Raw genomic sequence first — 10,899 nt, 5'->3', positions numbered from 1 at the left:
GATACTTGCTGAAAACTGATAACTGAAATGGCATACCCTGTTTCTAATAACCACAGTTTTTTCATAAATTGATAATGGATAATTTTTATAATGGATAATTATTGAGAGTTGAAAAATTTTTGTACTATTGAAAAACTTTCACCTTTTTTAGATATAAAATAAATAGTTTCCTTCTTTTCCAAAGTTTAGCAAACTAATTCATTATCAATTATCAATTAAAAAGGAGAGGTTTTAAACCTAGATTCGATTAATTATCCATTATCTCTTGGTAAGATTGTTTGATGTAATTGGTATAATATTATCGTAATTTATAAAATTTACTAAATCAAAAAAAGAAGGATAGTTTATGGTTAATCAAGTTCAAGTGCGCAACCCACGTACAGGAAAAATAGATTATTTTATTACTCCTCCAACAGCAACAGAAATTGCGGCTAAATGTGTCGGTTTACGGACAGCACAAATTGAGTGGCAACAGTTAGGAAGAGAAAAACGAGTTGAGGCAATCCAACAATGGAAAAAAGCTATTTTGTCTGACCAAGAAAAGTTAACTAAAGCATTAGTAAATGACACAGGTAGACTGAGAGAATCAAGAATAGAAATTGACTCTGTAATTAATAGTATAGATAGATGGTGTAACTTAGCGCCCGACCTCTTAGCAACTGGGGAAACAAAAACTACAAAAATTCCATTTATTCAACTTCAAAATCAGTTAGTACCTTATCAGTTAGTTGGTATTATTAGCCCCTGGAATTTTCCTCTCTTGTTATCTTTAATAGATGCAATTCCAGCTCTACTTGCTGGTTGTGCTGTTATAGTCAAACCGAGTGAAATTACCCCTAGATTTATTGAACCGTTGTTAGAAACTATAGTTACTATTCCATTGTTACAGGATATTTTTACTTATATTGAAGGGGCTGGAGAAACTGGTGCAAGTTTAATAGAATATGTAGACTTTATTTGTTTTACTGGTAGTGTTGCCACAGGTAAAAAAGTTGCCGAAGCAGCAGCAAAAAAATTTATTCCAGCTTGTTTAGAATTAGGAGGAAAAGATCCAGCAATAGTTCTTGAATCAGCAGATTTAGAGTTAGCAACATCCGCTATTTTATGGGGTTCAGTTGTTAATGCAGGGCAGTCATGTTTATCAATTGAACGTATTTATGTAGCCGAGCCAATTTTTACGGAATTTATTACTAAACTTACTGAAAAAGCTAAAAGTCTGAAGTTAACTTATCCCCATATTGAATCTGGAGAAATCGGACCAATTATTTCAGATAAACAGGCAGATATTATTACTGAACATTTAGAAGATGCAGTGAGCAAAGATGCAGTTATTCATTGTGGAGGAAATGTAGAAAAATTAGATGGTGGTTTCTGGTGTTTACCGACGGTTGTAAGTCAGGTAAATCATAATATGAAAATAATGACTGAGGAAACTTTCGGACCGATAATACCAGTAATGTCTTTTACTACTGTAGAAGAAGCAGTTAGATTAGCAAATGATACGATTTATGGTTTAACTGCTGCTGTATTTGCAGGTTCCCAAACTGAAGCTTTAGCAGTTGCTAGTCAGATAAATGCTGGTGGAATTAGTATTAATGATGCAGGTTTAACAGCATTAATAAATGAAGGAGAAAAAAATTCTTTTAAATTTTCTGGTTTAGGTAATTCCCGGATGGGTGCTGATGGTATGAAAAGATTTCTGCGGAAAAAGGCGATTTTGACTAAAGTAAATTCTATTCCTAATCCTTGGTGGTTTGATTAATACCAAGCCTGATATAAAAATAGATAAAACTTTTTTTTCCGCAACATTGTCATTCTCAATATTAGAGACTGCCAAATAAAAAATTATCTTATTAGCTATGAAAGTAAGGGAGTAGGGGCGATTCGCGAATCGCCCGTACGGGAGTAGGGAAGAAATTGAAAAAGTCAGGGAGTGGGAACTAACAAGTTAACTATAGGAGTAAAAAAATTGGGATAATTTATTTTCTGCTATTCCCTGAAAATTAAAAAAAATTATTAACTATTCAAAAATTACTGATGTTGTAGAAAACATTGTTGGTTATTCTAATGGTTATCCTTTTTGTAGTATTAGTATTAAATATGGTAATGGTCAAGGAATTAATTTCAATAATTTTTTACAGCGGTTTCCGAAATTATAAGGTACATATCTTGACGGTTTTAGGGAGTAGGGAGTAGGGAGTAGGGAGCAGGGAATATAATGAGTAGGATAGGAAACAAGTCAAAAATATTTACCGAAAAATTGTGGTCTAAAACCTCCCCTTTTAAGGGGATAAAAAAAGAGAATATTTTTTATGTCAAGCCTCCTTATTGCAGAGGTACTGATAACTGATAACTGATAACTGAAGTGACCCCATCATTTGTACCACATTAGTCCGGAATCTGCTGTAATTACTACTGACGAAAGAAGATAGTTAATTATAGAAATTAGAAAATTTTTCAAGTTAAAACCTATCAAATTACCTAAACTTGAAAGAATATCAATCAGAAGAAGTGGAGGAGGAGGGGGTGATTTTGGAGGTTTTGATGAAGGTGACCATGGTAGTGATGGTGGTTAATTTATAGATGGCACTAAATTACAGTTTCTCCAGCATTTGCTCTGTCCAACGTGCAAGAAAATGCACGTCCACTCACAGGAACAAGGTTTTTTGTGATGACTTATGCACATTATCTCACTTCGCCAAAATTTAGAAGATGATTAAAACATAGAGATTAGCAATTAAGGAGTACCTCAAAAAAAGTATCAATCATTTCTACTTTTATTTGTGTATGTATTTGTGTGTGTTTCATTGCGTTGTAGCCCCTAAGTCTATAGGGGCTATTTTTTTTGTATAGCGCTACTTGAATCGGGAATAGGGAATCGGGAATAGGGAATAGTAAACTGTTAAAGGGTTTTTCGTATAGGGAAAAGCTCCGCTAACAGGATTTAGAAATGTCCTAACCTTAATGCGTAGCGCTATAGATACCCCCTAATATCATCTGCGGAAATCTTGTTTCTTTAATTATCAATTATCCATTATTAATTATCAATTATCTAACCACGCTTTCATTTTTCCCGGATTTAATAAACCATAAGGATCTACTTTTTGCTTAAATTCTAGCTGCTCAAAGTCTGTGGTTTTCATTCCTCCATCTTCCAAAATATAGGTATGAGGATTAAAAATGTTTACTCCATTTTCTTCGTGATATTCAATAATTTCATTCAGTCGTTCTTCTGAACTATAACGGACAATTTGTAATCCGACTGGTGTAGTTTTACCATCCATTCGCATAAACTCTAAGTGCATGATTACTTCATCACCAAAATGCCGATACATTTTTTCTACAAGTGCCAAATTTTTATCACTTGGAAAACCACTTTGTAAATAAGTCAAACCTGAATCTACACTCCGAGCGTGTAACGTCGTATGATTCCAAGTAAACTCATATATTGGCGTACCCTTACTTGCTTCTTGAGCAGTTTTTTCATAACAAATTTCGCCCTTAAATTCTTTAAGCAAATCTTGCAAAGATTCTAAACTATATTCAGATACCATCAAAAAAGCACAATGTTTTCCTTCAGGAATATAATTTTTTAAACCAGCAAAAAAACTAGGTATCGGATCTGCAAAAACAGTAATTAATTTTTTGACAATTCCATCACTATCTCCCAATGCTTGAGCAAATTTTGCACAGGTCATAAAATCATCAAAAGTCACTATTAATTCTGCCCAAGGATAAGTAGGAGCTAAAGGTATTTCTAATTGAGTAATAATTCCATTTGTTCCATAAGCATGATTAACTTTTTGTACATCATCACCCCGCAATTCTATAACTCTTGGTTCGGATTCCATAGTAACAACTCGGACAGCAGAAACATTACCACGATCTCTCAATCCACCATAATTAATTGAACCAATTCCACTACTACCACCACCGATAAAACCGCCAATTGTAGCAGTGCGATAAGTCGAGGGAAACATCCTGATTTCCCAACCTATTTCTCTGGTTTTTTTATCTAAAGCCATTAATTTTACTCCTGCTTCGACACAAGATAAACCAGGTTTAATCCAATTAATATTATTCATTTTTGTAGTGTCGAGAACTACCCCTCCCTCTAAAGGAATACATTGCCCATAATTACCAGTTCCAGCACCTCTAACTGTTAAAGGTGCTTGATATTTAACGCAAGTTTTAGCTATTTGTAAAACTTCTGCTTCATTTGTGGGGCGAACAATTAAATTAGCTCTTTTATCTTTCAGTTGGGATTCTAAAACAGGGCTGAAATGATAATAGTCTAAGGAGAGTTTAATGACTTGATTTGGGTCAGTAATAATTTCAATATTTGTTAGTTCTGATGCTAGGACATCCCAATTTATTTGTTTTGTTTGAGTTGTTGTCATTAGAATTTTAAGTAAAAGGTTATTTTAACATTATTATATAGAATGTAGCTAAAAATTAGTCATTGCGACGATAGGAAGCAATCTCAGGGGTGCCACGAGATTGCTTCCTTCCACTCCGTTCCAGTCGCAATGACTTATAATAAATAATCATCTACAAAATAATTTTTATCGGTGCTGTACTAATGCACTCCGAATACGATAAGGAAAATTGGAAAAATGACGACTGGTCTAAAAACTCCTAACAATTATTATATAGAACTAATCACTACATTTCCCCCTCGCCCCATAACTAACGAAACTGAATTAATTGCTACTCAAAATCGGATTAATTCTATTTTAGACAAAGGTTCCTTAACAAAAGAAGATCGCGATTATCTAAAAGTTTTAGGAATGTTAGTCTATGAATATGAAGAAGAACACGAACCAATTCCTACTATTCGTGGTGTAGAACTTCTGAAAGCTTTATTAGAAGAATCTCAACTTTATCCTCAAGATTTAGTTCCTATTTTGGGCAATGAATTTATGGTATTAGAAATATTGAATGGCAAATGTAAACTCTCAGAAAATCAAATTCAAGAACTAGCTAATTTTTTCCATATTTCTCCATCTTTATTGATAGATAATGAAAAGTAATCATTGCGACGATAGGAAGCAATCTCAAATGTTTGGTAAACAGTTTTTTCGTGCTATAATATTATTCAGTTTTGTTTTTCTATTTTCCCCCTTAATAGTTAAAATTACTGAGTTGACGAGGTAAAAAATGATTGACGACTTAAATGCTGCTTCTACGCAGATTCAATCAGGTTCGATTATAAGTGGAATCGTAGGTGGTTTCGTAGATAATGGAGAAGACTTCATCCTCAATTTTAGTGGTGGCAGCACTATTGTAGACACCTCACTTTTGAATGCTAATCAATTAGGTTTAAATATCGGGGAGTCTGTAAATGTTCTAGTTAGTGAATTTGACGGCATCGAAATTGATACTATATTTATCACTAGACCAGATAATTCAATTATTTTAGGCAGTCAAACTATCCCAGTCCCACCGCCCCCACAAACAGCATTAGACCCCATTACAGGAGGAATAGCTAATCCCCCTTCTCCAGTATTTAACCCTGTTATCCCTCCCCAAGGAAACCAAATTTTCGGTACGGTGGTAGGGATAGTTGATAATGATGAGTTTCTCCTAGATGCTAACGGTACTCAAATCTTAGTGGATACAGATTTACCAGATACTCAATTCTTAAGTTTAGTACCAGGAGAACAAGTAAATGTGGTAGGAATCTTTGATGATGATGAGTTTGAAGCTTTCACTATTACCCGTTTAGACGGTTCCCCTGTCTTTACCGCTCCTCCTGGAAACCCAATTTTCGGTACGGTGGTAAGTGTAGTTGACAATGATGAGTTTCTTCTACAGGATGCTAATGGTATTCAAATCTTAGTGGATACAGATTTACCAGATACTCAATTCTTAAATTTAGTACCAGGAGAACAAGTAAATGTCGTGGGAAACTTTGATGACGATGATTTTGATGCTGTCTCTGTCACCCGTTTAGATGGTTCCCCTGTGTTTACCCCTCCCCAAGGAAACCCTACTTTAGGTTTTTTCGACGATGATTTTGATGATGATTTCGATGATGATGACTTTTTCTTTCTGACATGATATCGCGATGATAACAAAGTAGTCATTGCGACGATAGGAAGCAATCTAAGGGTTGGCGCGAGATTACTTCCTTCCACTCCTTTCCAGTCGCAATGTACAATAACTAATCATCTACAAAATAATTTTTATCGGTGCTGTACTAATGCACCCCGAATACTATAAGGAAAATTGGAAAAATGACGATTGGTTTCAAAACTCCTAACAATTATTATATAGAATTAATTACCACATTTACCCCTCGCCCCATAACTAATGAAACTGAATTAATAGCTACTCAAAATCGGATTAATTCTATTTCTGTCATTGCGAGCGAAGCGAAGCAATTTCAAGGGTCTAGGAGATTGCTTCCTTCCACTCCGTTCCAGTCGCAATGACTTACAATAACTAACCAAATTATTTAATTTATAATGTTATATATAATCAGAATGAAAACCGTCATTGCGAGCGAAGCGAAGCAATCTCAAGGGTCTAGGATATTGCTTCCTTCCACTCCGTTCCAGTCGCAATGACTTATATTATATCCGGTTAAGTAGTTATAATTAAAGTTAGTAGTAGGGCTTTAGCCCTATCTATACTTCGGGCTGAAGCCCTACTACAAACAAAAACTTTTTTATCGCTGATTATCCGCATATTATATTACAATAACTAATCAAATTATTTAATTTATTTAGTCTTTTGCCAATCTTCCAATGCTGCAATAACAAAACTACTAGCAGGATGATTTAGTAATTGTTCAACGGCAGAAACTCCACCAGCTTTTATCGCACTGAATATTCTTTCTGCTTTAGTTGAATTATTATCAATTTGTGTAATTACTTCTGTAGCAATTTTCATTTTGCCTGTCGTTGTATCTGACGGGTAAGTATCATCAAGTTGCTCTAATAATTCTTGAATATCTTTTGCTGCTTGTGCTAAATTTTGTTCCTGAGATTCATAAATTGTACGAGCAATTTTTGAGTCTTTAATTTCTCCTCCCCTACTAGCTAAACCATAAATTTATCCTTTTCCGCTACCAGCTAAACCATGAATTTCTCCCACGTCACCAACTACTCCATGAATTTCTTTAGCATTAATTTTGTCTCCACTAGTTTCTGACATAGTACCTCCTTGATTATGATAATTTTCTGCATATATATTTGGGGATTGTATTACACTATCTACCCAAGCTTCCAATCGTTTAATTTGTCTATCTTTTTCTGCTAATAATAGTTCTAATTCACTTGCTGGAAGTACTTTTAGTCTATCATAAGTATCAAAATATTTTGCGTGTAACTCTGAATGCTCTGCTTCAGGTGCAGTGTCAGCTTTTACCAATAATCCCTGACGGTTTTTCCCTCGCTTTTCCATAGAAATAATTTCTAATTCTGCTTCAGGATGTTCCTCTTGTAACTTCTGAAATGAATAGGCAACTATTCGAGGGTCAGCTTTTTCTGCATGATAAAAGTTTAGGGTTTCTATCATTGGAGTGATAAAGTCAACAAATTCTCCCTCTTTAAAATTCCTATTCCAGTTAGCAGGTTCTCGGAGAGGATTATCATTTATTGATTACTACATTTCCTCCTCATATCCTGTTTATTTTTCTTAGAAATTCCTACTTAATAACTTATTCAACTTCATCATCTAAAGGTTGACAAAATTGCCCCCAATATTCTAATGATTCAAAAGTATTATATCGACCGTAATTATCATCAATACTCATAAAACGTAAAAATTTACAAATGGCTTCTGATTGTTTCCTGGTAAAAAATTCTCTACGAGATAGATTAAAAGTGGATGGAATTAAAGAAAACATTGTAGAGTCAATAGAAGTGTTATTGGAGGTCTCATAATTATTGATTGTCCATAAAATATAAGCAGGTAAATAGAAACGATAGCCTTTTTCATCTAAAAAGCTTAAAATATCAGATAAATTTTCAATTAACTTATCATTAGTATCCTGCCAATTATTGGGTAATAATTCTTCAACAGATAAATTTTTAACTAAATCTTGGGAAATATATACTCCTCCATTTTTAGCTAGAATATTATGGTAAATTTGTTGTTGCCGTCGCTCGTACTTATCTTCTTTTTTTAGATAACAATCAAACATATAATCATCAATCATCCGAGCTTCAATTAAAGTAATTCCATCCTCTAGTTTTACTCCAGCAAATGCTTCCTGAATAGCCTGAATAACTTGTTGTTTAAAAATCTCTAGTTTTTCGTCCAAGGTTTTCCAATTAGGCAGTCTAGCTTCACTTTCAGTCGGATTTCTTACCAAATATCCCCATTCTTCTTCACAAACTCCCCAACGATTAAAATTTTGTTGTGCTTGTCTCAAAGTACAATCATTTGTGCCCCATTCCTCAAAATTATTAGTATCTTCCCAAAAACAAACTAGGCAGATTTGATATGTTCCTGGCGGTGGTTTTTCTAGAGTTAAATAACCACAACAAGGGCAAGGATAAAATTTTGTTATTTTCGGTTTATTCATCAAAAAAAAGTTTTTATGATTAGATAAAGTATATGTTTGGTTGCGCTGTCGCTTAACCCAACCTACTAGCGTGTCAAGCTTGAAATGGTGTGTTAGGAGCCAGTAACGAACGAAGACCTCTCCCCCAACCCCTCTCCTGCGAGGAGAGGGGAAAAATCCCCCCTTCCCTTGCAGGGAAGGGGGCTGGGGGGTTAGGTTTTTTTAATCCACATTTTCAAGCTTGACACGCCACTACATCTGTCAAAATTAAATTGTTGAACAGTGGGAGCATCTTGCTCCCGTAAATTTTTATCCTATTCAAACAAACTATCTAATTCACAATAATCAGGTAAATTTCTATCAATAACTCCACCATTTCTCAACACCACCCTATCATGTTGAGACCGTGACAAAAGTTCGCTAAAATTCCTACCTTTAAACAGAATTAAATCAGCAGCCAACCCAACTCTAATTCTACCAATATTAGGCAAACCAATTAAATCGGCAGGAGTCTTAGTAACAGCATTCGGCCAATCCCCATAAGGCATATCTAAATGAGCAATTCTCACCGACATATTAAACACTTCTAAAACATCATGGTCGCCAAATCCAAAAAACGGGTCGCGACAATTATCACTAGCAATAGCAACAGAAATCCCCTGTTTTTTTAACTCATGTAATAAAGTCACCCCCCGCCATCTCGGAGTATAATTATCTTGCCGATTTTGGAGATAAAGATTACACATTGGTAGACTCACAATACTAATACCAGCTTCCTTAACTAACTCCAGAGTTTCTGTTACTTTTTCCGGAGTTTGTACAGCCAAACTACAACAATGTCCGCAGATAATTTTACCGGAAAATTGATGACTAATTGCCTTCTCAGCAACCTTGTGTAAAACCCTAGAATTAGGGTCTCCATTTTCATCAGTATGTAAGTCTAAATTTAATTGTCTTTCCTTCGCCAGACTAAATAATCTATCTAATTGATTATCTATATCTGAACTCATAAATGGAACCGCTCCTAATATCCCACCAACATCAGCAATTTTATCCGCTAATTTTTCTCCAGCTTCACTAAGATAATAATCCCCAGTCACCAAAGAAACAGGTTGCAATATTAATCTACCTTCCCACTCTTTTTGTAACGCTTGAAATACCTCCAAACTAATATTTGCCTGTTCTGCAAAACAGTCAAGATGAGTCCGAATAGCCTTTGTACCGTGAGCATAACTGCATTTGAGACCAAATTCCATCCGACGATAAATATCTTCAGCATTCCAATATTTTTCCGCATCCCTAGCACCTGCATCCAAAGCACCATTAAAACTACCATCTGAATTAGGCGATCGCTCCCAAATATGTCCTTTATCCAAATGAGTGTGCATATCAACAAAACATGGCCACACCATACAACCTTTCAAGTCAACTGTAGGAATGTCCCCAGTTGCAGGTAAGTCTGCTGAGGAATGGACAATTTGTGTGATGACTCCCTCTTTAATTTCTATATCTACTAAAGACAAACCTTCCCTTGTTTGACTTGATATCTCTGATTCAGTTTCTATAAGACACACAGGTACATGAGCATTTTTTAGCCAATAGTTAGAAGTATCATAAATTACTGAAAATTTTTGATTGTTCATATAGTTAATATTAATTTTATAAGTGTAGAAAATTTAAGACTTCAGGCGTCTAGATTTATTTTGTCAGTAAGTCTAATTAAGACCTCTCCCCAACCCCTCTCCTACAAGGAGAGGGGCAAATATTCCCCCCCTTCCCTTGCAGGGAAAGGGGCTGGGGGGTTAGGTTTTTTTACCCACAATTTTAGTTTAGACACGCTACTAGCTCGTCTAGCTTAAAAATGTGGGTAAATTTCAGTATCCTGGAAGACCTCTCCCCAACCCCTCTCCTACAAGGAGAGGGGCAAATATTCCCCCCCTTCCCTTGCAGGGAAAGGGGCTGGGGGGTTAGGTTTTTTTACCCACAATTTTAGTCTAGACACGCTACTACAGGGACTATCTCCGTGGCACAATAATGTAGAGAAAATTATTGGCGAAAGGATTAAATTCAATGATCACTGAATCTAGATTACAGACTGCATTACAAAATGGCCAAGCTCTAAAAGTGATTAGTGGTTTGACTAATTTTGATAAAGATAGAGTCGCAGCAACTGTTAAAGCTGCAACTTTAGGTGGAGCAACTTTCCTTGATATTGCTGCCGATCCTAGTTTAGTAGAGATGGCACGCAATTTAACCAACTTACCTATTTGTGTGTCTGCTATTGAAGCTGCTAAATTTGTACCATCTGTGTGCGATCTCGTGTGCGGCGATGGCTGCGATGCTACGGCCGAGTGACCAGACCGTGTAGCGGATGTCCTGCGCGA

At 35.5% G+C, this 10,899-nt stretch carries 8 protein-coding genes and 1 pseudogene; 4 read left to right on the top strand and 5 right to left on the bottom strand.

What is annotated here, in order from left to right; all coding sequences use genetic code 11:
* Positions 1 to 346 precede the first annotated feature (346 nt).
* A complete protein-coding gene (locus F6K22_RS17530) occupies positions 347 to 1,762 on the top strand; it encodes an aldehyde dehydrogenase family protein (protein ID WP_293100363.1) in 1,416 nt (471 codons plus the stop codon).
* A gap of 1,282 nt (positions 1,763 to 3,044) precedes the next feature.
* Here F6K22_RS17530 and F6K22_RS17525 read toward each other — a convergent pair.
* Positions 3,045 to 4,400 carry an FAD-binding oxidoreductase gene (locus F6K22_RS17525; protein ID WP_293100360.1) on the bottom strand — a complete coding sequence of 452 codons (1,356 nt, stop codon included), beginning with the start codon at positions 4,398 to 4,400 and terminating at the stop codon, positions 3,045 to 3,047.
* 216 nt (positions 4,401 to 4,616) lie between these two features.
* On the opposite strand from F6K22_RS17525, the gene F6K22_RS17520 reads away from it, so the two are divergent.
* Positions 4,617 to 5,033 (top strand): helix-turn-helix domain-containing protein, encoded by a 417-nt coding sequence (locus F6K22_RS17520; protein WP_293100357.1) that lies wholly within the window; start codon positions 4,617 to 4,619, stop codon positions 5,031 to 5,033.
* 127 nt (positions 5,034 to 5,160) lie between these two features.
* Positions 5,161 to 6,063 carry a hypothetical protein gene (locus F6K22_RS17515; protein ID WP_293100354.1) on the top strand — a complete coding sequence of 301 codons (903 nt, stop codon included), beginning with the start codon at positions 5,161 to 5,163 and terminating at the stop codon, positions 6,061 to 6,063.
* A 663-nt stretch (positions 6,064 to 6,726) separates the two neighbouring features.
* Here F6K22_RS17515 and F6K22_RS17510 read toward each other — a convergent pair.
* The 4 genes from F6K22_RS17510 to F6K22_RS17495 all read right to left on the bottom strand — a co-directional run bounded on the left by F6K22_RS17510 (position 6,727) and on the right by F6K22_RS17495 (position 10,158).
* Positions 6,727 to 6,897 carry a hypothetical protein gene (locus F6K22_RS17510; protein ID WP_293100351.1) on the bottom strand — a complete coding sequence of 57 codons (171 nt, stop codon included), beginning with the start codon at positions 6,895 to 6,897 and terminating at the stop codon, positions 6,727 to 6,729.
* Positions 6,898 to 7,059: 162 nt separating this feature from the next.
* The gene (locus F6K22_RS17505; protein ID WP_293100348.1) at positions 7,060 to 7,524 is read right to left on the bottom strand and encodes a hypothetical protein; all 465 of its coding nucleotides are present in this window, start codon (positions 7,522 to 7,524) and stop codon (positions 7,060 to 7,062) included.
* Between the two features lie 142 nt (positions 7,525 to 7,666).
* Positions 7,667 to 8,536, bottom strand: a complete 870-nt coding sequence (locus tag F6K22_RS17500) for a DUF6714 family protein (RefSeq protein ID WP_293100345.1) — start codon at positions 8,534 to 8,536, stop codon at positions 7,667 to 7,669.
* A 293-nt stretch (positions 8,537 to 8,829) separates the two neighbouring features.
* Positions 8,830 to 10,158 (bottom strand): cytosine deaminase, encoded by a 1,329-nt coding sequence (locus tag F6K22_RS17495; protein ID WP_293100343.1) that lies wholly within the window; start codon positions 10,156 to 10,158, stop codon positions 8,830 to 8,832.
* 427 nt (positions 10,159 to 10,585) lie between these two features.
* On the opposite strand from F6K22_RS17495, the pseudogene F6K22_RS17490 reads away from it, so the two are divergent.
* Positions 10,586 to 10,825 (top strand): annotated as a pseudogene (locus tag F6K22_RS17490) (DUF561 domain-containing protein); the annotation flags it as partial.
* Positions 10,826 to 10,899: the final 74 nt, after the last annotated feature.

It is taken from the genome of Okeania sp. SIO2F4 (assembly GCF_010672385.1).
GTDB lineage: Bacteria > Cyanobacteriota > Cyanobacteriia > Cyanobacteriales > Microcoleaceae > Trichodesmium.
Note: the sequence above shows the minus strand (reverse complement) of the source record. Positions and strands in the feature narration are given on the sequence as shown.

Bases quoted from the DNA above. Each gene is read 5' to 3' on its own strand.
- F6K22_RS17530 (WP_293100363.1), top strand. From the start codon at position 347: ATGGTTAATCAAGTTCAAGTGCGCAACCCACGTACAGGAAAAATAGAT.
- F6K22_RS17525 (WP_293100360.1), bottom strand. From the start codon at position 4,400: ATGACAACAACTCAAACAAAACAAATAAATTGGGATGTCCTAGCATCA.
- F6K22_RS17495 (WP_293100343.1), bottom strand. From the start codon at position 10,158: ATGAACAATCAAAAATTTTCAGTAATTTATGATACTTCTAACTATTGG.
- F6K22_RS17520 (WP_293100357.1), top strand. From the start codon at position 4,617: ATGACGACTGGTCTAAAAACTCCTAACAATTATTATATAGAACTAATC.
- F6K22_RS17500 (WP_293100345.1), bottom strand. From the start codon at position 8,536: ATGAATAAACCGAAAATAACAAAATTTTATCCTTGCCCTTGTTGTGGT.
- F6K22_RS17510 (WP_293100351.1), bottom strand. From the start codon at position 6,897: ATGAAAATTGCTACAGAAGTAATTACACAAATTGATAATAATTCAACT.
- F6K22_RS17505 (WP_293100348.1), bottom strand. From the start codon at position 7,524: ATGATAGAAACCCTAAACTTTTATCATGCAGAAAAAGCTGACCCTCGA.
- F6K22_RS17515 (WP_293100354.1), top strand. From the start codon at position 5,161: ATGATTGACGACTTAAATGCTGCTTCTACGCAGATTCAATCAGGTTCG.